General features: G+C 48.5%; 24 protein-coding genes. 19 read left to right on the forward strand and 5 right to left on the reverse strand.

Translation table 11 applies throughout. From position 1 onward, the window contains the following. Positions 1 to 11: 11 nt before the first annotated feature. Complete coding sequence (locus ABEW73_RS30445; protein ID WP_430165286.1) at positions 12 to 929, reverse strand: ArsR/SmtB family transcription factor; 918 nt, start codon at positions 927 to 929, stop codon at positions 12 to 14. 129 nt (positions 930 to 1,058) lie between these two features. On the opposite strand from ABEW73_RS30445, the gene ABEW73_RS30450 reads away from it, so the two are divergent. The 6 genes from ABEW73_RS30450 (at position 1,059) to ABEW73_RS30475 (ending at position 7,365) form a co-directional block, all read left to right on the forward strand. Then, positions 1,059 to 2,240, forward strand: a complete 1,182-nt coding sequence (locus tag ABEW73_RS30450; RefSeq protein ID WP_213644986.1) for an MFS transporter — start codon at positions 1,059 to 1,061, stop codon at positions 2,238 to 2,240. An 83-nt stretch (positions 2,241 to 2,323) separates the two neighbouring features. Further along, positions 2,324 to 3,043 (forward strand): phosphonate ABC transporter ATP-binding protein, encoded by a 720-nt coding sequence (locus ABEW73_RS30455; protein WP_430165282.1) that lies wholly within the window; start codon positions 2,324 to 2,326, stop codon positions 3,041 to 3,043. 145 nt (positions 3,044 to 3,188) lie between these two features. After that, positions 3,189 to 4,433: an FG-GAP repeat domain-containing protein gene (locus ABEW73_RS30460; protein WP_430165279.1), complete on the forward strand. Its 1,245-nt coding sequence runs from the start codon at positions 3,189 to 3,191 to the stop codon at positions 4,431 to 4,433. 3 nt (positions 4,434 to 4,436) lie between these two features. After that, positions 4,437 to 5,135, forward strand: a complete 699-nt coding sequence (locus ABEW73_RS30465) for a response regulator transcription factor (protein ID WP_098743304.1) — start codon at positions 4,437 to 4,439, stop codon at positions 5,133 to 5,135. Further along, the gene (locus tag ABEW73_RS30470) at positions 5,132 to 6,586 is read left to right on the forward strand and encodes a sensor histidine kinase (RefSeq protein ID WP_430165276.1); all 1,455 of its coding nucleotides are present in this window, start codon (positions 5,132 to 5,134) and stop codon (positions 6,584 to 6,586) included. The genes ABEW73_RS30465 and ABEW73_RS30470 overlap by 4 nt, the downstream gene beginning before the upstream one ends. A 248-nt stretch (positions 6,587 to 6,834) precedes the next feature. Continuing rightward, complete coding sequence (locus ABEW73_RS30475; RefSeq protein ID WP_430165273.1) at positions 6,835 to 7,365, forward strand: GNAT family N-acetyltransferase; 531 nt, start codon at positions 6,835 to 6,837, stop codon at positions 7,363 to 7,365. A 152-nt stretch (positions 7,366 to 7,517) separates the two neighbouring features. Here ABEW73_RS30475 and ABEW73_RS30480 read toward each other — a convergent pair whose 3' ends face one another. After that, complete coding sequence (locus ABEW73_RS30480; RefSeq protein ID WP_430165270.1) at positions 7,518 to 8,732, reverse strand: glucose-1-phosphate adenylyltransferase; 1,215 nt, start codon at positions 8,730 to 8,732, stop codon at positions 7,518 to 7,520. Between the two features lie 224 nt (positions 8,733 to 8,956). On the opposite strand from ABEW73_RS30480, the gene glgB reads away from it, so the two are divergent. Both glgB and glgA read left to right on the forward strand, forming a co-directional pair. Continuing rightward, positions 8,957 to 10,933 (forward strand): 1,4-alpha-glucan branching protein GlgB, encoded by a 1,977-nt coding sequence (glgB, locus tag ABEW73_RS30485; RefSeq protein WP_430165267.1) that lies wholly within the window; start codon positions 8,957 to 8,959, stop codon positions 10,931 to 10,933. Further along, on the forward strand, positions 10,930 to 12,369 hold the full coding sequence (glgA, locus tag ABEW73_RS30490; RefSeq protein ID WP_430165265.1) for a glycogen synthase GlgA: 1,440 nt from the start codon (positions 10,930 to 10,932) through the stop codon (positions 12,367 to 12,369). Before glgB ends, glgA begins: the two co-directional genes overlap by 4 nt. A gap of 154 nt (positions 12,370 to 12,523) precedes the next feature. Here the strand turns inward: glgA and ABEW73_RS30495 are convergent, their stop codons facing one another. Continuing rightward, a complete protein-coding gene (locus ABEW73_RS30495; RefSeq protein ID WP_430165262.1) occupies positions 12,524 to 14,272 on the reverse strand; it encodes an alpha-glycosidase in 1,749 nt (582 codons plus the stop codon). Positions 14,273 to 14,830: 558 nt separating this feature from the next. Here ABEW73_RS30495 and ABEW73_RS30500 point away from each other — a divergent pair. The 3 genes from ABEW73_RS30500 to ABEW73_RS30510 all read left to right on the forward strand — a co-directional run bounded on the left by ABEW73_RS30500 (position 14,831) and on the right by ABEW73_RS30510 (position 17,898). Next, complete coding sequence (locus tag ABEW73_RS30500) at positions 14,831 to 16,273, forward strand: ABC transporter substrate-binding protein/permease (RefSeq protein WP_430165259.1); 1,443 nt, start codon at positions 14,831 to 14,833, stop codon at positions 16,271 to 16,273. Next, positions 16,260 to 16,982 (forward strand): amino acid ABC transporter ATP-binding protein, encoded by a 723-nt coding sequence (locus tag ABEW73_RS30505; RefSeq protein WP_215154946.1) that lies wholly within the window; start codon positions 16,260 to 16,262, stop codon positions 16,980 to 16,982. Before ABEW73_RS30500 ends, ABEW73_RS30505 begins: the two co-directional genes overlap by 14 nt. 184 nt (positions 16,983 to 17,166) lie before the next feature. Then, positions 17,167 to 17,898 (forward strand): 3D domain-containing protein, encoded by a 732-nt coding sequence (locus ABEW73_RS30510; protein ID WP_430165256.1) that lies wholly within the window; start codon positions 17,167 to 17,169, stop codon positions 17,896 to 17,898. 92 nt (positions 17,899 to 17,990) lie between these two features. Here the strand turns inward: ABEW73_RS30510 and ABEW73_RS30515 are convergent, their stop codons facing one another. After that, the gene (locus ABEW73_RS30515) at positions 17,991 to 18,839 is read right to left on the reverse strand and encodes a polysaccharide deacetylase family protein (protein WP_430165253.1); all 849 of its coding nucleotides are present in this window, start codon (positions 18,837 to 18,839) and stop codon (positions 17,991 to 17,993) included. Positions 18,840 to 19,007: 168 nt separating this feature from the next. On the opposite strand from ABEW73_RS30515, the gene ABEW73_RS30520 reads away from it, so the two are divergent. From ABEW73_RS30520 to mobB, 7 genes are all read left to right on the forward strand, one after another. Continuing rightward, positions 19,008 to 20,030, forward strand: a complete 1,023-nt coding sequence (locus ABEW73_RS30520) for an NADH:flavin oxidoreductase/NADH oxidase (RefSeq protein WP_430165250.1) — start codon at positions 19,008 to 19,010, stop codon at positions 20,028 to 20,030. 110 nt (positions 20,031 to 20,140) lie between these two features. Next, entirely contained in the window at positions 20,141 to 20,809 is a 669-nt protein-coding gene (locus ABEW73_RS30525; RefSeq protein WP_430165247.1) for a PspA/IM30 family protein, read from the forward strand. A 201-nt stretch (positions 20,810 to 21,010) separates the two neighbouring features. Beyond that, positions 21,011 to 21,415 carry a DUF350 domain-containing protein gene (locus tag ABEW73_RS30530; protein ID WP_430165245.1) on the forward strand — a complete coding sequence of 135 codons (405 nt, stop codon included), beginning with the start codon at positions 21,011 to 21,013 and terminating at the stop codon, positions 21,413 to 21,415. Positions 21,416 to 21,445: 30 nt separating this feature from the next. After that, complete coding sequence (locus ABEW73_RS30535) at positions 21,446 to 21,952, forward strand: DUF4178 domain-containing protein (RefSeq protein ID WP_076321199.1); 507 nt, start codon at positions 21,446 to 21,448, stop codon at positions 21,950 to 21,952. 10 nt (positions 21,953 to 21,962) lie between these two features. Further along, positions 21,963 to 22,694, forward strand: coding sequence for a DUF4247 domain-containing protein (locus tag ABEW73_RS30540; RefSeq protein WP_430165243.1), 732 nt, complete (start codon positions 21,963 to 21,965; stop codon positions 22,692 to 22,694). A 155-nt stretch (positions 22,695 to 22,849) separates the two neighbouring features. Then, the gene (locus ABEW73_RS30545; RefSeq protein WP_430165241.1) at positions 22,850 to 24,139 is read left to right on the forward strand and encodes a molybdopterin molybdotransferase MoeA; all 1,290 of its coding nucleotides are present in this window, start codon (positions 22,850 to 22,852) and stop codon (positions 24,137 to 24,139) included. After that, positions 24,136 to 24,639 carry a molybdopterin-guanine dinucleotide biosynthesis protein B gene (gene mobB / locus ABEW73_RS30550; protein WP_430165238.1) on the forward strand — a complete coding sequence of 168 codons (504 nt, stop codon included), beginning with the start codon at positions 24,136 to 24,138 and terminating at the stop codon, positions 24,637 to 24,639. The genes ABEW73_RS30545 and mobB overlap by 4 nt, the downstream gene beginning before the upstream one ends. Before the next feature lie 11 nt (positions 24,640 to 24,650). Here the strand turns inward: mobB and xerS are convergent, their stop codons facing one another. Beyond that, positions 24,651 to 25,733, reverse strand: coding sequence for a tyrosine recombinase XerS (gene xerS / locus ABEW73_RS30555; RefSeq protein WP_430165236.1), 1,083 nt, complete (start codon positions 25,731 to 25,733; stop codon positions 24,651 to 24,653). 204 nt (positions 25,734 to 25,937) lie between these two features. Here xerS and ABEW73_RS30560 point away from each other — a divergent pair, with 204 nt between their 5' ends. Continuing rightward, the gene (locus ABEW73_RS30560) at positions 25,938 to 26,441 is read left to right on the forward strand and encodes a GNAT family N-acetyltransferase (RefSeq protein WP_430165233.1); all 504 of its coding nucleotides are present in this window, start codon (positions 25,938 to 25,940) and stop codon (positions 26,439 to 26,441) included.

The raw sequence follows: 26,441 nt of genomic DNA on the forward strand, positions 1-26,441 counted from the left end.
ACTCCTTCTTGCTATGAAAGTCGAATGTAAGTCTCCAGGAACATCTGAAGCTCGGCAGCCCCATCCGGCCGCAGGCTGAATCTTTCGTTATTCTCGGACTTCAGATGGGAGCGCAGCAAGCCTGCTGCCCTCAATATCATCAAGTGGTGCATCAATTCCTCATAGGGCTGACCCAGCTCGGACGCCATTTCGGACACGGCCTTCGGCTCATCTGCAATATAACGCAGGAGACGCAGGCGTTTCGGATCGGCGAGTGCCTCGGTCATGCGGAGGAGGACGACGGGCGGCTCGTCTTCCTCTTCTTCCGGGATATCGATAGGATACTGCAGCAGGAGCACGTTCTCATAGAAGCAATAGGTATTGATCGGCCGGAAATGCGTGCCCGGGAACAAAACGACGTTCTCTTGAGGCACATCGTCGAGTATAACCCCGCTTGAGGCATATTCGATCAAATTTTCGTCATCCATTTTCGGAAGGAGCATTCGTTTCTCTTCGGCATCGTCTTCCAGGAGCTGATATAGGTCAGGCTCCACTTTGGAGAAGTAGTGCTCGTGCCACAGCTTCATCAGCGGTATGTAGTTTTCTCGAATTCTGGATGTTTCATCCCGCGAGAGGGAGGGCAAGTGAGGCTGAAGCAGGTCATGCAGCTCTTCCACGGCGGAAGTTTCAATCCAATTTAGAAAATCCGGGATTTCAAGATGTTCTCCCCGAAGCATGATCAAGGCGTATAACACATCATAATCCGCGAGTGGCCATGAACGGGCTCGACTGAACTGGACGCGAACAGGCTGAGGTAAACGCTCGTCCATCTCCGTTATCAGCTGTTTTCCGATATCCAGGTTATCGGTCCATTTCCTTGTTGCATATATCATGAAGCTGCCCAGCAGCTCGTAGACCATAGATACATCGATACTAACTTTATATTTCATTAACGGATACCCTCCCAATTGATGGCATTGTTATTATTATGGCTTGTATGGATTGGGCTTGTCCACTATAATGTTCATCTGGCTGTTTAAATTCATCGTTTTTTCACATTAGAGGAGGACTATATTTCAGTGACAGAAGCTGTAACCCCCCGTCAGGGGAGAACTCATTATTTCATTTTAATCGCCGTCGTCGTTGCGGCTGGTTTAAGCCAGGGACTGTTATTGCCGGTGCTGGCTATATTTTTGGAACGGATGGGCATTTCATCCTCCATGAACGGTTTGAACGCGGCGGCCTTATATGTAGGCTCGTTTGCCATGACGCTCGTTGCGGAAAGACTTCTGGGCTGGGTCGGTTTCAAAAAACTGATCATTTCGGGACTTGTGCTCGTGATGCTGTCGCTGGTCGCTTTTCCGTTAGTTCCAAGCGTGGCAGTCTGGTTTGTACTGCGTGTGCTCGTCGGTATTGGCGACAGCGCGCTTCATTATGCCGCCCAGCTCTGGGTGCTGATGATGTCAACGGTTAAGAACCGGGGGCGAAGCATATCCTTTTACGGCATGTCCTACGGCTTAGGATTCAGTATAGGGCCGCTGGGCATTCCGCTGCTGAAGTATGGCGAGGCGGTACCATTTATAATTCTGGCTGTGCTGTTCTTGTTCATCCTGTTGGTCGTGCTCTTCAAACTTCCGAACTTGAAGCCGGAAAAAAGCGAGAATGGGGATCAGCAGCCAGCTGGACGCTATCTCAAAAGCTACCGCCTGGCTTGGTTTGCGTTGATTCCCGCGTTTCTCTACGGATATATGGAGGCGGGAATTAACAGCAACTTCCCGGTCTATGGGTTAAGAAGCGGGTTTACATTGGGCGAAATTTCGGCGTTGCTTCCTTTTGTCGGCATCGGCGGTCTGGTGCTGCAGCTTCCCCTCGGCATGTGGAGTGATAAATTCGGACGCAAACGGGTGCTGACGATCGCCGGTATTGTGGGCGGATGCTGTTTCTTGCTCATTCCTGCAGCAGGAACGAATTTCTGGGCAACCCTAGTATTACTAACGCTGGCCGGTGGCCTGGTGGGTTCTTTCTTCTCCCTCGGTTTGGCTTATGCCGCGGATATCCTTCCCAGAGTGCTGCTGCCGGCGGCCAACGTCGTGGCTTCCTTCCATTTTAATGCGGGTAGTATAGCAGGACCGAATGCCGGGGGTGCCATCATGGAAACGGGGTGGAACGGAGGGATCTTCGTACTGCTTGGTGGATTGTATATTCTGTTTGCCTGTACGGGATTATGGTTTAAAGTCAAAACCACATCAACACAAGAATAGAAACATGTGTTCTCATGGCAATTGCTTTCGCTTTCTTCTAAACTAGAGAGTAGGAATATGCACTTGACGGGAGAGACGATAACATGATTAAAGTGGATCGGCTGAAGAAAACGATGGGTCCTGAACGCACACCGGTGTTAAAGGATATCACTTTTCAGATGGAGCACGGGGAAATGATCGGTCTGATCGGTGCTAGCGGAAGCGGGAAAAGCTTGTTGATGAGCTGTCTATCCATGCAGCAAAAATGGGACGGCGGCAAACTAACGATTGACGGCGAAGATATGATGAATCCTGCGGGAAAACGGAGAATTCGCCGGGAATGGGCTTATCTTGAGCAGAACCCGTCCTTAAATGTAAATCGAACGGCACTTAAGAATGTATTGATCGGACAATCCAGCCAAACACCGCTGTGGCGGATGGTAACCGGGATGGTCCGCTCTGATGATTATATGGGCGCTATGGATACGATCGAGCACCTTGGTTTGTTGGACAAGGCTAAACGAAAGGCCGGCGAGTTAAGCGGCGGCGAGAAGCAGCGGATTGCGATTGCCCGCGCACTTGTTCATGGTGCCAAGGTCATTTTGGCGGACGAGCCTGTGACGGGACTTGATCCGGCCTCAGCCGAGCACGTATTGAAGACACTTAAAACCTTGTGCGAGGAAGAACGTTTAACTGTATTTACCGTTATACCCTTGGAGCTGGCCGAGAAATATTGCACCCGGATCATGGGTCTATCCGGCGGAGAACTGGCCGTAGATGTGACCGGAAGACGTTTAACCCATGGCGAGAAGTTAAGACTGTAATTATTGATCACCAAAGACGCCAGGTGAATGTATAGAAATGAGTTGATACTTATTGAAATATAGAGTGATGCAAGTCCTCTTGGCAGGTTTGTTGCTATTTATCATAAGCGGCTGTACGTTTATTCAGCAGGACCCAGTCTCTTTAATGAAGAAACCGGATTTGCCGACGGATAAAGCGACGCTTAATGGCGCTATCCAAACCGCGCTTCTGAAGAATAAGCTGGAAACCGGTTCCATTATCCGGCCGCGAAGTGATGTGGATAGCAGTTCTATCCGTATTCATGATCTGGACAATGACGGAATTATGGAGGCGGTTGTTTTCTATCAGACGCCGGACGATGAAGTGAAAATCCATGGTATGATCATGCAGCAGCAAGGCGATACATGGGTGAAGAAGCTTGATTTCGACGGAGAAGGGACGGTATTGGAGTCGTTTGATTTCGTTGATTTTACGAATGACGGCAAGGCTGACATCGTGGCCGGATTCTCCCGCGGAGAAGAGAATCTTCAGAACCTGCTGGCTGTGTATTCATTCTCGGGGGATTCGCTCGAAAAAATACCGGCTTTGCCATATACTCATTTTAATATCGGAGACATGAACGGGGATAAGATCAACGATATTACGGTTGTCTATCTTCAGCAGAAAGAGCTCTCGTATATCAGCACCTATCAATACGATAAATTCGAGGACGCCTTTGTCGAGCTGAACAAGCTGGATCTGGGGCCGAATATCGAAAGTTATTACAATGTTGTCGCAGGTAAAGTGGCCAAGGACAAAGAAGGTATCATCTTGGACGCTTCGGTTGTATCCAGCTCTTCTTATTCCAAGCTCATCATTATGGAGGATAACCAGTTTATTGATGTCCTCCAGGATGAATTGCTTACCTACAAGGAACTGCCTGTAGAGAGCGAAGATGTAAATGATGACGGTATTTTAGAGTTTGGTGTTCTTACGAGACCGAGCGGCTGGGAAGATCGGCTTATACTGGATGAGATCCCGTTCTTCACCACGTACTTCCAGTGGGACGGAGTGGTACGGGAGACCAACGAAAAAGAAGGGCTTCAATTCGTGCTCCAAAGGTACTACGATATGAACAATCGCTTCTATCTGGACTTTCCGCCAGACATGTACAATAAGATTACCATCACGCCGGAATCCAACAAAAATGCTTATTTGAATTTTGTGACGACCGACACGGGAGAGTCCGTTGCCGAGATTAAATTCTTTTCAAAGGCCCAGTGGGGGAAAGCCGAATCTGATTGGGAGATTCTGGTGAAGGAGAAAAACCGCGTAATTGCTTATCGCAGTCATGGCGATCTGAAATTGAGTAAAAAAGATAAAAAGCCAAACAGTAATAATGTGGCTCCTATCGAAAGAAAGGGGAACTAGACCTTGAGTAAAGTGCTCATATTAGAAGATGAAGAATCTATCCGCAGTTTTATCGTAATTAATCTGAAACGAAACGGCTTTGACGTTCTGGAGACTGGGGACGGCAACGAAGCCCTTCGTTTGCTGCAAACGACGCCAGATATCGATATCGCCTTGCTTGATGTCATGGTGCCGGGGATTGACGGATTTGAAGTATGCCGCAGAATTCGGGAAACGAACGAGCGGATCGGCATTATTTTCCTGACCGCAAAAGTTCAGGAGCAGGATAAAGTGTATGCCCTCTCCGTTGGTGCCGACGACCACGTAAGCAAACCGTTCAGTCCGACGGAGTTAATCGCCAGGCTGCAGTCTTTACTGCGGAGGGTGAATGTCCAGCGTGCGGGAGCCGCCAAGGTATCGTTTCAATCAGGTCCCTTTACGCTGGATCTGATCTCCAAGCAGTTTAAGAAGAACGGGCAGCCGGTGGAGCTGACGCCAACAGAATTTTCGCTGGTGCAGTTTTTCCTGGAGAAAGAAAACACGCCGCTTAGTCGTGATGTGCTGCTCGATCACGTATGGGGCAAAGAATATATGGGTGACCCCAAAATCGTGGACGTGAACATTCGGAGACTGCGCCAAAAAATCGAAGGCAATCCTTCCGAGCCGGAATACCTCCAGACGGTATGGGGACACGGCTATAAATGGAAGGGTCAGGGACAATGATCATCAAAAAAGGCATTCGGCGGCAAATCGTGCTGCACTACTTCCTGGTAGTGTTCATCGCCTTGCTGCTGATTGAGGTTATATTTCTATTCGCTTTACGATCGTATTATTACGATACGGTATACAATCATATTGTGAATCATATTAATACCGCCAACGCTTTTTATCAGCCCTTCCGATTGACGTCGACGGAGAACGCTAACCAGTTGAGCGAGATGGTTCGCCATTTTGAATTGTATAAAACGGAGCTTCAAATTTTGAATCCGGGTGGTCAAGTTCTCTCCACATCCACCGGTTTCGAAATAGAGCAGACCATCAAGACCAGTGATGTCACCCAAGCGCTTGCAGGCAATACGGGCCATTGGATTGGTAAGCAGCAAGGTACGGGGCAGATCGTAATGGCTGTATCTCAAACCGTTTCGAACGGATTTGAGAAAACGTACATTCTTCGCTATGTGACTTCGCTTGAGTTCATTAACGACAAGCTGATGAAAATCACGCTGTTTGCCGTCAGCATCGGGGGGGGCGTGCTAGCGCTCGTGCTTGCCTTCAGCATTGGACTGGCCAACTCCATCGTAAAGCCGCTCAACAACATTACCACGGTATCTGCGCAGATGGCCAAGGGCAAGTTTAACGTGAGAATCAAAGGCGATTATAAATACGAGCTTGGCGAGCTATCGTCAACCCTGAACTACATGGCGCAGGAAATTGTACGAAGCAACCAGGTGAAGGATGATTTTGTTTCATCCATTTCACATGAGCTGCGGACTCCGCTCACAAGCATTAAGGGCTGGAGTGAAACGCTCGACTCCGGCGGCTATGATCCGGAAGAAACGAAGATCGGGATGCAGATTATTTCCAAGGAAACCGATCGCTTGATCGGTCTTGTTGAAGAGCTGCTCGACTTCTCCAAGCTCCAGCAGAATGAGATGAAGCTTGTGAAGGGTATCGTGAATTTACGGGAGCTTCTGCAAGAGATTATGCTCAATCTGTGGACCAAGGCCGAGAAGAAGGGCATCCAGATCAAACTGGAGACCGATGAAAAACCGATTGTCTATGGGGATGCCAACCGCTTGAAGCAGGTGTTTCTGAACATTGTGGATAATGCGATTAAATTCTCGCATGAGAACGGCGTGATCAACCTGTCCTTCGCTATGGAAGACAAGTTTGTGATCGTAACCGTGGAAGATCACGGTATTGGCATATCGGACGAACATCTTCGGCGGGTAAAGGATCGGTTCTTCCAGGTTAATCCGCTTAACGGGGGAACGGGACTGGGCCTTGCGATTACGCAGCAGCTCATTGAGCTCCATGGGGGCACGATGGAGATGGAAAGCGAGCTCGGGCACGGAACATCCGTTATCGTCAAGCTGCCGTTGCCTGAAGGAAAAATACCGATGGCCGGCGGATTAGAGAACGGTGAGGATGACGTAGCCGGACCGACCGTATAAGCTTTGCCGGGTTACCGGCAAAGCTTTTCTCAAAAGTACAGAATTGTTAAGTTTTCAGCGAAGCGTACTGTATTCGCAATTATATGTTTTGCGGCATTGGTTGGGGTCCCCGCAAAGTATTCGGATGAAGCATCGAGGTATAGGCTCCACTTTGTGGGGCAGTGTTTTGGGGTCCCCGCAAAGTATTTGGAATAAGCATCGAAGCATAGACTCCACTTTGTGGGGTTGTTAAAAGGGGGAGTGCGGAATTGGGACACACAGCAGCAACGTTTTCTACTGAGCAAGGTCTGTTTGAATTAATAGTGGCTGAGGCGGAACAGGCAGGAGAGATGCTGTCGCTGCTCAAGGAAGCGGCAGAGGTGATGGAACAGCAAAGGCGCAAGCAGTGGATTCCTTCTCTCTTCTCCTTGGACTTGATGGAGCAGTACCTGGAGGAGCGTGAAGTGTTTATCCTATGGCATAAAGACATGGCCGTCGGCATGTTCACGTTACAGTATGGAGATCCAGCTTATTGGGGAGAGCGGGATGATCCGGCCTATGGTTATCTGCATCGGCTGACCGTACGCGCCGCCTATCGGGGACTGGAGCTTGGAACCAAGATGATTTCCTTTGCGGAATCGTATTTGATATCCAAGGGTAAACAGGGTTTCAGACTGGATTGCGTAACCCATCTGCCAACGCTGAATCAATTTTATCAGCGCCAAGGATTTCAGTTCGTGGCTGAGCAGGATATGGGTGGTCGTGTCGTGAATTTATATGAGAAGAGATTTATTTCATAATTTCACACTTTAATAAAACCTAAGTCGCATGCGCTTGAAACACAGTCAGCAGGGCACGATACATGAGAAAAAGCGATCCGTCACGGATCGCTTTTTTGTATAAAAGTCTGAAGAAATTGAACTCAGAGTCAATATGTTGTTGAAGAACTCGTTTAGGATGAAGAGACATTAGCCCGCAAGCGTCCTTTTTCGTATACATCCTGAAGCAGTCGGGACGGTTGGGTACGAATGGTTGGTTTCGGAAGTACGGTCTCATAAGGTCCAACAACCACAACGTTGCCGGGAGATCCCTTTACAATCGCTCCATCCTTGATGATCGCTCCCTCGCCGATAATGGCATGCTCGATATGAGCGCCCTTGCCGATTTTGACATTCGGCATGACCACACTGTCCTTGACGATGGAGTATTTGCCGATCTCTGCACCGCAGAATATAACGGAGCTCTTGGCTTTTCCTTCGAAGGTGCATTGGTCATGAATCAAGCAGTCTGTGTATTCCGTATTGCGGTTCCGCGCTGCCGAAAGTTTGGTCTTCCATGTACGGGTATACATGGGCCACTCGGATCTTTCCAGAACAAGCCCGTTTTGGCTAAGCACATCCATATGGGCTTCCCAGAGGCTTTCTACGGTGCCCACATCGCGCCAGTAGCCCTGGAAGCGGAATGCAAGCAGCGACTCTTCTCCGGACAGCATCTTAGGGATGACATCCTTCCCGAAGTCATGGCTGGAGTTGGGATCAGCCGCATCCTCAATGAGGTGCCGCTTCAAATAGTCCCAACGGAACAAATAAATGCCCATCGAGGCGAGGTTGCTTTGCGGTTCTGCTGGTTTTTCGGCAAATTCAATGATATTGAGATTGTCGTCAACGCTCATGACACCAAAACGGCTGGCGTCTTCCCAGGGCACTTCCATCACGGAGATCGTGGCAGGTGCCGCTTGCTGTATGTGGGCTTCAAGCATTTCGCGATAATCCATTTGATAAATATGGTCCCCGGATAGAATAAGGACATGTTCGGGATTTTGATCATCGATGTATGGAATGTTTTTATAAATGGCGTCTGCTGTACCCAAGTATCCATCTTGGTGTGTGCTGTTGGATGGAAGCAGAGCGATGCCTTCACGTCCTGTATGTGTTAGTCCCCAGGGTTCACCTTCACCGATATGTTCGTGTAATGATTCTGCCTCATATTGTGTTAACACTCCAACCGTATCGATTCCGGAGTTCACACAATTGCTGAGAGGAAAATCGATTATACGATAATGTCCGCCAAATGGAACGGCGGGTTTTGCCAGCTTGGACGTAAGGGGAGCTAATCGTTTACCCTCTCCACCGGCCAGAAGCATAGCAATACAGTCTTTTCTCTTCATCACGTTTCCCTCCCAATGTATTTTCACGTTGTACATTACATAAACGACATTCCCGGGGTTTGAAACGATTATATTGAAAAAGTAAAATGAAAATTACAAAATTATTTTTCAGGGACATTTTTTATTTTCAACATGGTTAGAATGGGGTAATAGCACTAATAATATATGGATTTTTAAGAAAAAGCGGGTGACGATGATTGAACCAAGCAGTTAGGGAAGGAAACATGACTCCGGAACAATTGTATTTATTCCATGAAGGAACCTGGTATCACAGTTACCAATGCATGGGTGCACACCGTGCTACAGAAGATGGAGATGAAGGCGTGCGTTTTACGGTCTGGGCTCCAAATGCAAGGCAGGTGGGTCTTGCTGGAGACTGGAACGGCTGGGACGGTTCCCAGGACACGTTATATAGGATACCCGATTCGGGAATTTGGAGTCGGTTTTTCCCTGGGATGAAGACTGGAACTTTTTACAAATATCATATCACCGGACCGTATGGAGAAACGTTCTTGAAGGCGGATCCCTACGCGTTTCATGCCGAAGTTCGACCTGCAACGGCATCGGTTGTGACCGATCTCTCTGGATATCATTGGGATGACGCTGCATGGAGAAGAAAGAACAGATCCCCCTACACCAAGCCGATGAACATATATGAATTGCACTTTGGAACCTGGCGGCAAAAAGAGGACGGCTCGTTCTATACATACCGCGAACTGGCGGACCAGTTGATTCCCTACTTGTTGGAGATGAGTTATACCCACGTGGAATTCATGCCCTTGGCTGAGCATCCGTACGATCTTTCATGGGGGTATCAGGGAACCGGATTCTTTGCTCTGACCAGCAGATACGGAAGTCCCCATGATTTCATGTATCTTGTTGATCAGCTGCATCAAGCTGGTATCGGCGTGCTGCTCGACTGGGTGCCCGCACATTTTGCCAAGGATGCCCACGGGCTTCGATTGTTTGACGGGGCTCCTCTTTATGAGTACGCAGATTCGCAAAAAGCAGAGAAACCGGGCTGGGGAACACTGTCTTTCGATTATGCCAAGCCTGAGGTGATTTCATTCCTCATCTCCAATGCCTTATTTTGGATGGATATGTATCATATTGATGGTCTTCGTGTTGACGCTGTGACAAGCATGATTCGGCTCGATTTTGAGAAGCGCGAAGGTCAGTATAGACCTAATGAACATGGTGGCTTGGAAAATCTCGAAGCGATATCCTTTCTGCAGGAATTGAATAAAGCTGTGTTTCGATATTACCCAAATGCCTTGATGATGGCCGAGGAATCCAGCGCATGGGCAGGAGTTACAGCACCCGTGCACGAAGGGGGTCTCGGGTTTAATTACAAATGGAATATGGGCTGGATGAATGACACGCTGTCCTATGTGGAGAAAGCATTCGATCAGCGGCCCACCCATCATAATTTACTAACATTTCCCATTTGTTATGCCTATTCAGAAAATTTTACATTACCGCTGTCACATGATGAAGTAGTCCACGGGAAGAAATCACTGCTTAATAAAATGCCGGGCAGCTATGAACAAAAGTTTGCGGGACTCCGGATTTTACTCGGATATCAGATCACCCAGCCCGGCAAAAAGCTGCTGTTTATGGGGGGAGAGTTCGGCCAGTTCATTGAATGGAAGGATGAGGAACAGCTGGATTGGCTGCTGCTGGACTACGAAAGCCACCGCAAGCAGTTGGCTTATACGGCAGCGTTAAACCGCATGTATGTAGAGGAGAAGGCGCTATGGGAGCAGGATCACAGGTGGGAAGGCTTTGAGTGGCTTAGCGCCGATGATCATGAGCAGAGTGTCTTATCGTACATGAGAATGGGCACAAAACCTGGCGATACATTGATTATCGTCATTAATTTTCAGCCCCGGGCATATGACCAATATCGGATCGGCTTACCGAGAGCGGGACAGTACGTGGAAATATTGAATTCCGATCACACCGATTATGGCGGCTCCGGACGGGTCAACGACGAAGACTTAAAAGCGGAGAAGAAGGCCTGGCATGGTCAAACCCACAGCCTGGAGATCAAGCTGCCTCCACTAGGCATGGTGGTGTTAAAGAAAAAGCCGCGCTCCAGAAAGTCGCAGGATCGAGAGGACGTTTCTCTGAAAGTAGAAGCAGTAAAAGAGAAGACAGCGCGAAAAACCAAACGAATCCAAAGGGGGAAGCAGGATTGAAATTGTTATTTGCAGCTTCAGAATGTGGACCGTACATCAAGACAGGCGGATTGGCGGATGTGATCGCTGCTTTGCCGAAATCCCTTCGCGCCATGGGCGAGGATGTTCGGGTGGTTCTGCCCAAATATCGCGGCATTCCTGACGACTATCGGGAGCGCATGGCGCATGTCGGGGAAACCCGGGTTCGGGTAGGCTGGCGCGAGCAGTATTGCGGCATCGAGTCCCTGGTTGAGGACGGGATTACGATTTATTTTGTAGACAATGAATATTATTTTGGCCGCGACGGTATTTACGGCTACATGGACGATGGCGAACGCTTTTCGTTCTTCAACCGCGCTGTCCTCGAAATATTGCCGGTAATCGACTTTCAGCCGGACGTGCTTCACTGCCATGATTGGCATGCGGCGATGATTCCGCTGCTCCTTGAAGATGTCTACCGCCATGATCCCTACTATGCGGGCATTCGAACCGTATTCACAATCCACAATTTGTTGTATCAAGGTGTATATCCGTACGAGGTGCTGGTCGATCTGCTCGGGATCCACAGCCGTCATTTTACAGCGGAGGGCGTAGAATATTACGGAAACGTGAATTTCATGAAAGCGGGAATCGTCTATGCAGATCATGTAACGACGGTGAGCCCGACTTATGCTTCGGAGATCCAGACCGGTTATTACGGATACGGACTCGACGGGCTTTTGTCAGCCCAAGGCTCGAGATTGAGCGGCATTGTGAATGGCATAGATACTAAGAGCTACAACCCGGCGACCGATCCACACATCGCGATGAAGTACCGGAGCGGTCTGAATAAGAAAACGCAGAACAAAATTGCCTTGCAGGAAGAGTTGAATCTTCCGGTAGCACCGCATATTCCGTTGATGTCGATGGTGACGCGGCTGGTCGATTCGAAGGGGCTCGATCTGGTCATCCGGATTCTGGATGAGCTGCTCTACTATGATGAGATTCAATTTGTCGTTCTGGGAACGGGTGATCCGTCGTATGAGCATTGGTTCAAGGAAGCGGCAAATCGGTATCCCAATAAAATGTCGGCCCAGATTCGGTTCAATGAACCCTTATCGCGGCGCTTCTACGCTGGCAGCGATTTGTTCCTGATGCCTTCCAAATTTGAACCGTGCGGTATCAGCCAACTCATCGCCATGCGTTACGGCAGTGTGCCGATTGTCCGCGAAACAGGCGGACTGAATGATACAGTTCATGCATACGACGAGTATACGGGGGAAGGGAATGGATTCTCTTTCAAGGATTACAATGCACATGATATGATGAACACGATCCGGCGCGCGACCTCGATTTACCGCATGCCTGAACACTGGCGTAAAGTGACTAGGAACGCATTGGCCGGGGATTATAGCTGGAACGTTTCGGCAAAGGAATATCAGGAGATATACCATCAAATCACCCAATCTCATGCATGAACCATAACAAGACACAGGGGTGCAAGGATAGCCAAATAATGTGCTGTCCTTGTACCCCTGTGCTCGTTAAAGCTCGCTTAGATGTTATGGTGCCAGTTGGCCTGAAGCTTCATATTCCTAAATATGGGGGTTTGTACCACATAAGATGAGTTTACTAATGTTTCAATCGCCGGCATAAAATTCGATATGCATAAGGATCTAAATCGATATGCATTGTCCCGTTTACCGGCTTCACGGGCTCTTTTGTCTCGGCATCAATCCAATCGGTCGTGACGATAGGATGTGATATGGTGCGTTTCGAGTTGCTGTTGTTCATCCAGACGATAAAATGCATGGTTTCGTCCGCACGCTCGTACACAATGCAAGGATCATGGAGATTCGCTTGCAGGAAGCGGAAGCGTCCCTGTCTCAGCGCCTTATGCTTTTTCCGAAGCGCGATCATCCCCTGATAAAACATATACAGCTCTTGGTTTCGTTTCTTTGGATCCCATTCCATGCATTTGCGGCAATCGGGATCTCCGTCACCGGTCAATCCGATTTCGTCGCCATAAAAGATGCACGGCGTACCCATGAATGTAAACAGGAATACAACGGTGAGTTTCATGCGCCGGATATCTTCTCCCACACGGGTAAGCAGCCTCGGCGTATCGTGGCTGCACAGCAGATTAAAGACCACTTCGTTGGTCTGCTGCGGATAACGCATCAGGATCGAGCCGATACGGTTGGCGAACGTGAGCCCGTCCATGTTGCCGTTGAAGAACTCCAGCACCTTATCGGCAAAAGGATAATTCATGACGGAATCAAACTGGTCACCTTGCAGCCAGATTAAGGAGTCCGACCAGACCTCGCCTACGATATAAGCCTCAGGGTTGGCCTTCTTGACAACCTGTCTGAAATCCCGCCAGAAATGATGGTCGATTTCATTGGCAACGTCCAGACGCCAGCCGTCGAGATTGATCTCTTTGATCCAGTACTCGGCTACACCCAGCAGATACGCTTTTACCTCGGGATTGGCCGTATTGAATTTCGGCATATTTCCGAAAAAGCCGAAAGTGTCGTAGCTGGGAATCCCATCCTTGACTTCGCAAGGAAACTGGTTCACATGAAACCATCCGGCATATCTCGATTTTTCGCCGTGCTTCAGCACGTCCTGAAAGGGAGGGAACTCCTCGCTGCAGTGATTGAATACCGCATCGAGAATCACTCGAATGCCTTTAGCGTGACAAACATCTACTACTTTTTTCAACAACTCATTATCGCCAAAGTGCGGATCCACTTGTTTATAATCAACCGTGTCATATTTATGATTGGAGGGGGAGAGGAAGAGCGGAGTAAAATAAATGGCGTTAATGCCCAGGTCAACGAGATCATCCAGATGATCCAGCACGCCCTGCAGGTCACCGCCGAAGAAATTATCCACCTCCGGCTTGTCTCCCCAAGCTTTGGTTTCTTCAGGATTGATGGCCGGGTTTCCGTTAGCAAAGCGCTCTGTCATAATTTGATAAAACACGGCTTCTTTGGCCCATTCCGGTACTTTAAATACATCGACTTCATGTATGTACGGGAATTCAAAGTAACCGGCAGGCGGATAAGGATAGTCCCATCCGATTCCGTTGTCCACCATATAAACCGTCTCATCTCCGGCATGAATCCGAAAGCCGTAGGATAGTCTTTTATATTTCGGCCTGACTCCGCATTCCCAGTAATCAAACATGTCATCCGAGGCGGCCTTTTCCATGGTGATCTCGAAGTACGTACGGTCCCAATCATATTTGTCGCCAGTCATGGCAACAACAGAATCAATGTCGTTTTTCTTGGTTCGAATCCGAAGATGAATGGTTTTCGTATCATATGCATATGCCCATTTATCTCTTGGAACATGATACAGTGCTTCTAACAGCATGGTTACACCTCCTATATGAGTAAAGCTATAGCTAATTAATAACCAACTGCTGGCTTGCATGAATCATGGAGTGAAAGAGACCGCACGGTTAGCCTTCCTATATATCAAGTACCGCATGTTACGCGCAATTATAAGATGGGAAGGGGACGGATAGATTATGCATCATCGGAAGATTGCTCACTATAGATCCTCGTATCACTTCTGTTGATACTAAAGTCCTGTATTTACATTTATATGTAGGGAAAATTGAACGGCCTGTAATGGTTAAAATAGCGCTGTGATTTCCACAATATGGACTCTCAATCGATTCACCCCTCTTATTTATTTGTTTAAATGATTAAAAGAATCATGAGTAACATAATCCCTACGGGTATGTTGAATTGACCATTGTATTAAAATAGTGGGGTAGACGCAATATGTAGGGTTTAATATAAGGGTGCTGATCATGAGAACCCATGAATTTTCATTGCATATTCATGCATCCTGTTTTATAATGACTCAGTTGCATTTTTTCTATGGTTGAATTTATTCGTAACAGTTAGGGGAGAAACGAGACATATGAAACGTAAATTTACAGCGTGGATGACCCTGTTCATGGTGGTCGTGCTGTCTTTTGGCAGTATCGTTCATGCGGAGGGTGAGAAGAAAACGGTGATTCTCGGCACGAGTGCCGATTATGCACCTTATGAGTTCCATAAAACGATAGATGGCGTGGATACCATCGTCGGATTTGATATCGATATTGCGAAGGAAATCGCCAAGGATCTTGGTGCCGAGCTCATTATTAAGGACACTTCCTTTGATGCGCTTTTGCCGGAGCTGACGAGCGGACGTGTGGATTTTGTCATATCGGGCATGAATCCGACGGAAGAGCGTCGAAAGAGCATCGATTTCTCCGAGCCTTATTATGCTGCGGAACAATCGGTGGTCGTCCGTAAGGAAGATGCACTCAAGTTCAACACGCTTGAAAGCCTGGAGGGTGCTCGCATCGGGGTTCAGAAGAGCTCCATTCAGGAGTCCATTGCAAAGACAATCCCGAAAGCCAATGTGGTATCACTGGATAAAATCCCGGACTTGCTGCTGCAGCTGGAATCCGAGCGTGTGGATGTGGTTCTCGCCGAGTATCCAATTGCGAAGACGAATATGAATGAAGCGACCATGGTGATCACGGACGCTAAACCGACGGCTGAGAATGACGCTTATGCCATCGGGGTGCGCAAAGGGAACGAAGAGCTGCTCAAGAGCATTAATGTTACACTCGAGCGCTTGAAGGAGAATAACCAGATCCAGAAGTTTGTCGACGAGGCCAGTGACCTGGCTGCCGGTCGTAAGGCAGAGAACCTGAACACATTCGAATTCTTTTGGAAGTACCGTGATTATTACGCCAAGGGGATCCAGTTTACGTTGCTTATTTCGGCTCTTGGTGTATTTTTCGGTTTCATTCTCGGATTGATTATCGCTTTAATGCGGATGTCGGGTGTAAAAATCCTTAAGTTTTTGGCTTCCGCTTATATCGAGATCATCCGCGGCACGCCGATGCTGGTCCAGTTGTTTATTATCCATTACAGCTTGGCGGCGTTTGATATTAAACTCTCACCGATCCAGTCAGGTATTTTGGCGCTTTCTATCAACAGCGCTGCCTATCTAGCTGAAATATTCCGTGCCGGCATTCAAGGCGTGGACCGCGGTCAATTGGAGGCTGCACGCTCTCTCGGAATGACCAAGGGCAAAGCGATGCGCCACATTATTTTGCCGCAAGCGTTAAAAGGCGTTTTGCCTGCAATCGGTAATGAGTTTGTTGTCATCATCAAGGAATCCTCCATCGTCTCCTTCATCGGTGTGGCGGACATAATGTATCAAGCCCAGATTTTGCGCGGCAGTACCTTTGCGGCATTGAATCCGCTGCTTGTGGCGGCCATGATCTACTTTATACTGACATTCGTTCTTTCGAAGCTTCTGGGTGTCTGGGAAAGGAAGTTGAGTGCAAGTGATAACCGTTAAGGATCTTCATAAATCGTTTGGCAAGCTGGAAATATTGAAGGGCATTGACATTGAGATTGCAAAAGGAGAAGTAGTGGTTGTCATCGGACCGAGCGGCTCCGGTAAAAGTACCTTTTTACGATGTCTCAATTTGCTTGAAGTGCCGACTAGCGGCGAAATTTCGTTCGAGGGTGAGCTGATCACCGCCAAGAATCACAATATCAATGCAACCCGTGAGAAAATGGGCATGGTATTTCAGCAGTTTAATTTGTTTCCTCACAAGAAGGTCATCGATAATATTACGCTTGCTCCTATTCAGGTGAAGGGTGTCTCGGCAAAGGAAGCCGAGGCTACTGCAGACGAGCTGCTGAAGTCGGTTGGCCTGCAGGACAAGAAGGAGGCATATCCTTCCCAACTGTCCGGTGGACAGAAGCAGAGAATTGCCATTGCCCGCGCACTCGCGATGCAGCCGCATGTCATGCTGTTTGACGAGCCAACCTCCGCACTGGACCCTGAGATGGTGGGGGAGGTATTGGAAGTAATGAAGAAACTTGCCGAAGGCGGGATGACAATGGTCATCGTCACCCATGAGATGGGCTTCGCTCGGGAAGTGGGGGATCGGATCCTGTTCATGGATGGTGGTAAAATCGTAGAGGAAGGCACGCCGGACCAACTGTTTGGCAATCCGACTCATCCTCGTACGCAAGAGTTTTTAAGTAAGGTTTTGTAACTTTTATATCTGCATTGTAACAAACAAAAACAGCGCCATACCTGATCCTTTCAGGAATTGGCGCTGTTTTTGTTTGTTTATTGGTAACAATTGCTTGCAGTATAGGTTACAAAATTGTGATATATTGATGTTCGTTGACATATTACATCCGAATTACCAGGCTACATACAAGGAGGCATCTTAGATGTTACAACAAATGAAATCATGGACTAGAAATTATGGACTTAACAAAAATAATAAGATCGCTGGAAAAACAGCAAAATGGTTTACCGCTACCGCCGTTGTACTCGGCCTGACTTTCGCCGGAGGGGGACTGCAGGCACATGCAAGCGCAGTGCATGTCGCGAAGAATGGCGATACCTTCTACTTCTTATCTAAACAGTACGGTGTAAACATGGACAAGCTGATGAAGGCTAACCCTACGATTAAGGCAACGAATATATACCAGGGGCTAAAAATCACCATTCCATCGACGGTATCGATGAACTCGACGGCATCTGCTGCACCTATCACTTCAGGAACCTCCGGATTTACGCCCAGCTTGAGCGTTTCCCCTGAAAAGAACGTGGTGGAAGCATGGGGCAAGACGTTTAATTACAGCAAAACATTGTCGGTCAAGGCTACTGCCTATTCTTCTGCAGCAAGCGAGAACGGTGGTTGGGGCGCTGTTGATTACTTCGGAAATTCCCTTGAGCTCGGTACCATCGCTGTCGATCCCAAGATCATTCCGCTCGGTACCAAGGTGCTTGTAACAGGACATGAGCATCCAGGGCTGCCGAAAAAGGCATTTGTGGCAGAAGCTCGTGATATTGGCGGGGCTATTAAAGGGAATAGGATTGATATTTTCATCCCAGGTTCAAAATCATCCGTGAATCAATTCGGCATTCAGGATATTAAATTGTTCATTATCGAATAATTTAATCCATCCTCATGAATAACAATTCTAACACGGAAGACGGCTAGACTGGATCCAAACTCCAGTCAGCCGTCTTTTTTTGTTATTCAGATCTATCTCGACTCTGACACGTCTAACATGTCCGGGAGTGTGACGAAGCTATATCCCTTACTCCTCAGCTCGGTAATAATGTCCGGGAGCGCTTCGATCGTTCCGGTTAGGTTGGATCCCACGCCACCTCCGGCATGTTGGAGTACGATCGAGCCTGGCCCGACCGCTGATAAAATGTTGCTTTTAACCTCTTCCTTACGCAGCCCTTTCCAATCGAGGGAGTCGACATTCCAATTCACGACTTTGTATCCGTTTTTGCGTGCCCACTGAAGCTGTTCTTCATTAATATCGCCATAAGGCGGACGAATTAGCCGAGGATCCACTCCGGTTAGGGATTTCAAGATCGTGTTGGTACGTCCGATTTGGCCTTTGAATTTGTCCAGGCTCAGCTTGTTCAGCTGTGCGTGATTAAACGAGTGATTGCCAATGGCGTGACCTTCTTCATGGATTCGTTTCGTAAGATCGGGATGTTTTTTGGCCCGTTCCCCCACGGCAAAGAATGTGGCTTTTACCTGAAACTCCTTGAGGATGTCGAGTACTTTTCCGGTAAATCGGGGATCCGGAACATCATCAAAGGTCAGAGCGATCTGTTTGACCCGGGGTCCGCTGGAGCGAAAGGTATCCGGATATTTTCTCAGCAATTGACTTAAAGACGGCGCATCGTCTGAATTTTGGGTCTTACTGCGGTTGGCATGATCCAAGATTTGGCCGGATTCCGACATGACGGAAGTGTCTTGGGGTTGAAGTGACAAACTATGTACATTGGACGCGTGTGCCGGGATGTCCGGCACCATGAAACAGAATAACAGGATACACAACAGGCAGCTTCCTGCACGGTATCGATTGAACATCACGATCAGCCCCTTTCGCTTTTTAATATGGTATGCCCAGTTGATCGGGCGATTATCCTCAATATGGGAATGCGATGTTTTTTAGTTTTCCCTCAGAAAGGTGTATAATAACCGGTAACAGATTGGTTATTACATCTTGATCATTTGGATATGGAAGGAGATAATCGCTTGGCAGACTTGTTTACACCTTACAATTTCAAGAATTTGACCCTCAAGAACCGCATTGTTATGCCACCGATGTGTCAATATTCCGTTCAAGCTGAGGACGGGATTCCGAATGATTGGCATTTTGTTCATTACGTCAGCCGTGCCGTTGGAGGTACTGGCTTCATTATTGTGGAAATGACAGGTGTCCACCCTGATGGACGCATAACGAATCAGGACACGGGGATTTGGGACGACAATCAGATTCCAGCCTATCGCCGTATTGTGGAGAACGTGCATTCTTATGGAACCAAGATTGGTATCCAGCTTGGGCATGCCGGAAGAAAAGCGCAGGATGCAGAGCCGTCCGTAGCCCCTTCTGCGATTCCATTCAGCTCCCATTACAAAATGCCCAAGATGCTTTCCGGGGCGGAAGTGGAAGAGCTCATTCAAGCCTTCAAGGAAGGCGCGCGTCGAGCTGTTGAAGCCGGGTTTGATACCGTTGAGATTCATGGCGCCCATGGTTACCTCATTCATCAGTTTCACTCGCCGCTAACGAACCAGCGCAGTGATGAATATGGCCAAGATCTTCCCTTGTTCGGCGAGCGGGTTGTCCAAGCCGTTAAGGAAGTGCTGCCTGAAGGCATGCCGATCATGATGAGGGTATCTGCAAAAGAATATGTGGACGGCGGCTACGATGTGCAATACTGTGCGGAAATTTGCAAACGTTACCGGGATGCCGGTGTTGATATTTTTCATATCTCCTCGGGGGGAGAAGGCCAGGTCGGCGCAAATGGCGGCCCGGAAGCAGAGCCCGGTTATCAGGTGGATCTGGCAGCAGAGTTCAAACAACTGTTAAAGGTCCCTGTTATTGCGGTAGGATTGCTGGATGATTACCATGCCGCACAAGAGGTGATTTTGTCAGGCAAGGCGGATCTGGTGGCGATTGGCCGGGGCATGCTCCGCGATCCCTACTGGGCTGTTCATGCAGCCAAGGCGCTTGATGGAGGACAGAAAGTTCCTAAGCAATATGAACGAGCATATTAAAAGTGCGTGTTTGAACAACTTCTAAAAAAAATTTGAAACGTTTGGGAGCATGCAGCGTAAATATTAATCATATACCAGTATTTTAAAGTGAAAGCGAGAGGAAGAGAACGATGTCCATATTTAAAAGATTGCGCGATTTGACCATGTCCAATATTAACGCCATTATCGACAAGGCGGAAGACCCGATTAAAATGACGGATCAGTACATCCGGGATATGACGGAAGATCTTGAGGATGCCGAGAAAGCGGTAGCTTCGCAAATTGCCATCGAGAAACGCTTTAAAGCACTTTATGAAGAGCAAGCTGCGCTGGTGGAAAAACGCACGCAGCAAGCGCATACCGCAGCACAAGCTCAAAACGTTGACCTTGCCCGCCGCGCGCTGGAAGAGAAGAAGGCCGCTGAGGCCAAGCGTGATGAGTACAAAGCCAGCTACGATCAGAACAAACTGGCAGCTGATAATCTGCGCGGCAAGTTGGAAGAAATGCGCAAGCAGCTTACAGCGATGAAGAACAAACGTGAAACTTTGGTTGCCCGTTATAATGCGGCTAAAGCGCAAACCGAGATCAACAAAGCGATGAACGGGTTTGGGACTGACACGGCTTCTGCCGGTTTGAAACGGATGGAAGAGAAGATGCTGGCAATGGAAGCTCGTGCGGAAGCAAGCAATGAAATGTCGACACGCGAGAAATCCCTTGATGAAGAGTTTGAGAACCTTGGCAAGGACAAAGTCGTTGAGGATGAGCTTGCAGCCTTGATGAAACAATACGAGAACAAGTAATAACGATTCAGCGGTCTGACAGGTATATTGTTCAGGGGGCGAGGGAGAAACAGCAGGGCTGAATGCAGCTGAGCTTCTCCTTCGCTTTTGTTTGATCGTAGATATAAGGGAAGATCCCTTGATTAGACGTCGACGTCTGTCTTCAATTGAGGCAGCCCGGACTCAAGGGAGTTTTCGTATGTTGAATGTGGAGGCTTAGAGATGGATTTTGATATGATCTTGCGTGTATTGCTGTGGACAGCTGTCGGTGGGCTGCTGTTGTTTGTTTTGATGTTTGTGGATTCCCTGTTCACGAAATATAACGATCTTGAAGAAGTGAAAGCGGGTAATATGGCGGTAACCTCAAGACTGATATTGAAGCTGTTCGCACAAGGGTATATTTTATCCGTGTCGATCGGTACGTCATATCATCTGCTTGAGGCGATAGTGGTATCGATCATTTCGTTTATCATATTGCTGGTTCTTGAATCGTTGACAGAACTCATGCTGCGTAACTTCGGCAAGCTGAACCTTGACAAAGGAACCCGCGAGGGTAAGACGGGATACGGTTTATTTGCAGGTTCGCTGCATGTGGTTGGAGCGTTAATTATTACCGCTTGCTTATAGAACGCATAATGGAGATAGGGGACAGGAAAGATGAGTATGTGGAAAAGAATCAGCAATTTATTTAGTAAGCCGGAGCCGCCCAAAGTAGAGAAAAGCATGCTGCAGCTGGCTCCCGGCGATATTTGCGAAGTGTCTCTGGTCACTTATGAAGTCACGGGTCGCGTGCACAATCGCGGTCGTAATGCGGTCGTCTTGACGCTGCAGGATGGCAGCACCATTGCTTATCTGCATATTGAGGAACGCGAGACGGTTCAGTATGCGTTATACGCTCCGATCGATGGACGGCTGGATTCTCCGGATGAGGTACCGTCCATCATCGATTTGGACGATCATGTATTTCATTTGGAAGAGGAGTACGGGGGACATGTATCGATTACCGGTCGGACTGCGTTTACGCAAAGTGGGGAGCAGCATGTATGGCAATACCAATCGGATGATTACAAGCTGCTGCGAATTGAATGGCAGAACGGGCGGTTTATGTTGTATGAAGGTGAGAAAGTGATACCGGGGGACGTTCGAGTTATCCGGGCGACTTAGGAGTGGTGGCATGAAGGAACGCTCTTTTATATCTATAAAAATCATATTGGTGCTGAGTTTGTTCGTATCATTATTGAGTGGATGCGGAGCGCCGAATATCAAGGATACCTATCCGCTGGAATCCGTCAATCGAGACGGCAATGCAACGTCCTATGTATACCGGGCAGCTGATAAAAGCGTCCCTGATGTTGCAGACGAGCTCACGGCGGCAAACTCGCCGGATCAATCGTCTCCTGCGGATACCGAGCGGATGTTTCTGGTGTATGGGGATGAGTATTACCATTTGCAGCAGGACCCCCAGAAGCCAACCGATACGCTGATTGAGATCGATTCCAGGGAGTATGTTCAGCGCAATTATGATTCAAGTTTCCTGCAAGGTTACTTAACGGCAGTTCTGATCGGGAATTTATTTGATTCGATGGGCGGCGGAGGTTACCGGGGGTATACAAGTAAAGATGTGTATAAACCGGCACAAGGTAACTATAAGAAGCCGACAAGCAAGGATAAGAAGATCGCTCCGCCGTTGACGGTGGACCGGAGCGGGAAGATTACCCGGCGTGGTCAGGATTCTGCCGGTACTGGTGGAAGCCTGTTCCGAAGAAATCCGGATACAAGCGGAGACCGCGGGACGATTAAGCGCGGCGAAAGCGGCGGGGGGCTCTTCGATTCGCCGAAGAAATCGTACAAGAAGCCGAAGACCCGAATCGGATCTGGCAAAATCTCCCGAAGGGGACGAAGGTAAAGTAAGGAGTCTCAAGCGCATGGTCTGGTGACCATGCGCTTTTTTGTACGAGCAGAAGGGTTTCATATGAGCCGAAGGCTCGGTTTGAAGATTGCTCAGAATGTAGTACAGTAAGAATGTCAGGTTTCTTTGAGTCAGAAAGTGAGGAATGCGTTGTGAAAGATAATCATTCGATATCGCCTAAGAAACAAAATCATAAATTTGATCGGCGCGCTTTACAGGTAGCGGACGCGCAAGCGCTTGCCGCTTCATATGCAGGGCTTGGTCAGGAGGAGCTCATTCGGCTCCAGGACAGTGATGGACGTGTGCTTGCTTCCGATGTCATCGCCCCCCACCCGTTTCCGGCTTTTGCACGTTCGGGCATGGACGGTTATGCTGTTCGCTCAGCGGATTTGGCGGCATGCGATCTAGGGGAAAAGGTGTGGCTAGAGGTTGTCGATGAGATCCCGTGTGGATATGTGTCTTCAATCCCGATCGAACAAGGCAAGGCTTCCCGTATCATGACAGGCGCTCAAGTCCCGGAAGGGGCAGACGCTGTCGTTATGCTTGAAGCGACGGAGCTTAGAATGGAGGATGGCTTAACCCATGTAGGCTTCAAGCGGTCCATCGAGAAGGGGAAAAATATCACTCCCCTCGGATTCGAACTTCAGGAAGGTGATTTGATCCTCCGTCGAGGAACTCTCATCGGGCCTGGAGAAATTTCGGTTCTGGCTACCTTCGGCATACATCAGGTAGAAGTGTATCGTCAACCGGTGGTAGGAATTTTCTCGACGGGCACCGAACTACTCGGCATCACCGAGCCGCTTGAACCCGGTAAAATCCGAAACAGCAATACTTATATGCTCGCATCGCAAATTCGGGAAGCCGGTGGTGTGCCGGTGATTATGGAGGCGATCCCGGATGATATCGAGCTTGCCCGCCAGAAGGTGGAGGAAGCGCTGCAGGTGTATGACATCGTGGTTACGACAGGCGGCGTTTCAGTAGGCGACTACGATATTATGGGCGAGCTGGTGACATCCGGCGGTCTGGACATGCTGTTCAATAAAGTCACGATGCGTCCCGGGAGTGTTACAACCGCGGCTGTGAAGGATGGTAAACTGCTCTTCGCGCTATCGGGTAATCCGGGCGCATGTTATGTGGGATTTCTGTTGTTTGTCAGACCTGTGATCCGCAAGATGCTTGGCATGGAGCAGTTGTTTTTAACCGAATGGACAGTAGAATTGGGTTCGGATTACTCGAAAGTGAACAACTTTACCCGTTTCGTCCGGGGGAGCCTTGAGGTGTTAAACGGCAAGCTTGTAGCGACACCTGCATCCCTTGATGAATCGAGTGTCATGATTACGATCAAAGACAGCGACTGTTTAATCGTGATCCCACCAGAGCTTCGAGGTGCAGTTAAAGGCCAAGCCGTACAGGTCCTCGTTCTGCCAGGAGCCTGGACATGAAAGTCTTCCAGATATGCGGTTATAAGAACAGCGGCAAAACCACGTTGATTGCCACCTTGATTCCACAGTTGAATCGGCATGGCATCCGGACAGCCGTCATCAAGCATGACGGGCACGGATTCGAAATGGACCACGAAGGGACGGATACCTACAAATTCCGTGAGGCAGGAGCCGAGGGGATTGCCATCGCTTCACCGGGGCGTACGGCGATGCTGATGGAAACGGAGCTGGAACTTGCGTCGTTGATCCATTTGTACAGCGATTTTGAGCTGGTGCTTGTTGAAGGCTATAAGATGCAGCCTTATCCGAAGCTCGTACTGCTGCGGGGAACGGAGGACATTGGGCTAGTGGATCAAGTAGAGGAGATCAAGGGTATTGTGGTGCGTCCTGAAATGCTAAAGGAACCGTCAGCCCTGCATGAGATACAGCAGCGGCTAGCGGTTCCCCTGTTTACATGGAATGACACAGAGCGGATTACGTCGCTGCTGCTGTCATTATAAAGAAGTTGTGGTTAATCATCGGAGCGGCGTTCAATCGCCTCGGACATCGTTTTGTCCGTTAAGTGGGCGTACACTTCGGTTGTCTCGGTGGATGCGTGACCCAGTTGTTCTTTGGTTTTGTAAATATCATTTTGCAGATAATAATCGGTTGCAAAGGAATGCCGCAGCTTATGCACGGTTAGGGCTGGCTTGCCAAAACGCTTGGCGTATTTGATGATCATCGCCTGAATTGCCCGCTTGGTCATGCGCTGCCCTTCATTCTGGCCGTTGCGCAGTGCAACGAACAGAGCCTTTTCTTTTTTTGGCACCTTATAGCGGGCCTGCCGAAGCTCCAGGTAATATTCAAGATCGTCTTTAGCTTGCGCACGGAAGTAGACCGGGGTTTTAAAGGTTTCGTCGTTATTCCCTTTACGATAGACATGCAGCATTTTATTGTTCAGGTCGATGTCTGCCAGATTCAAATTGACCACTTCGGATACACGAAGGCCAGAATTTAATATGAGGCTGGCGATACAGGCATCTCTGACTTTATTTTGCTCATGCGCATAGAGCGCCTGTTTGTTCTGCTCCACATCCAGCCCATAACCTTCGTGAATGTAAGTGATGAAATCCTGAAGCTCTTCTTCTTCCAGAATTTTTCCTTTTAGCTTGGCAGCCGTATCTTTGGGTTTATGAATTCGCTTAATTTCCACTTTAGCCATAATGTTACGCTTGAGAAGCGGGTAAAAGTCTTCGTCCTCCGCAATCTGGCTTAAATAATGAAACAGGGAGCGCAGCGATGAGAGCTTGCGGGAAACCGTGATTCTGGAGTTGGTCCCTTCCCGGCGCGTAGTCAGATATAAGCGGTAACTGGTGATGCTGTCCATGCGCAGCGTCTCCAGTTCGAGCAGCGTTATCTCTCGGTTAGAGGTTGCTTGGGACAGCCCCTCCGACCGGAGCCAATTAAAGAACGTTTCATAATCCCTTACATATTCGAGCAGGGTGGAGGGGGAGAGATCCGGGAGCTTGTAGTCGATAAATTGCTGCACGAACCAAGGCATATCCGGCGATTTCTCATCGAGTCTTGCACGGTCGATATCTTTTTGTATATTCATGTTCCACCTCGAATAATTGTCTTTATAGCGATGACCTGTGTCATTAATTACTAGTGTAACATATGGAAAGTCTATCGTGCTTGCAGGTGTCAGATCACCGTGCTCACTGATCCGATATGGCGCTTGTGTTTCACTATGAACGGATACTATGATGAAGATATGACGCGTTTAAATGATAGATGATATGCCCAGGGAGGCGGCAGCATGATTTCAGAACGATCGGAACGCATGGGAATTGAGCTGGTTCCCAAGCGGAAACAAGCCGTTATCGTAAACTTGATGCAATTGTACCTATATGATTTTACCAAGTACCTGGATATTTCAGTAAATGATCAAGGGCTGTTTTTACCCTATCCGGATCTGGATGAATTCTGGAAAAAACGAGAACGAAAATACCCTTATCTGATCACGTTTGATCAACGGCCAGCCGGGTTTGCCTTGATCGAGTGGTTGGATGACGCCGCAGAAGCGGACTATTACATGACGGAATTTTTTGTTATGCAAAAATATCGGCGTACGGGATTGGGGACCTGGGCGGCGACCTGGCTGTTCGATCAGTTCCAGGGACGCTGGAAGGTGACCCAAGTGAGCAGCAATATACCGGCGCAAGCTTTTTGGCGAAAAGTCATTGAATCATATACGGGCGGTCGATATGAGGAATATATTGATCCGGTTCGTCACAATCCTTCGCAATATTTTAATTCGTAG

The sequence above is a fragment of the Paenibacillus lautus genome (assembly GCF_050482385.1).
GTDB classification, from domain to species: domain Bacteria; phylum Bacillota; class Bacilli; order Paenibacillales; family Paenibacillaceae; genus Paenibacillus_AQ; species Paenibacillus_AQ lautus_B.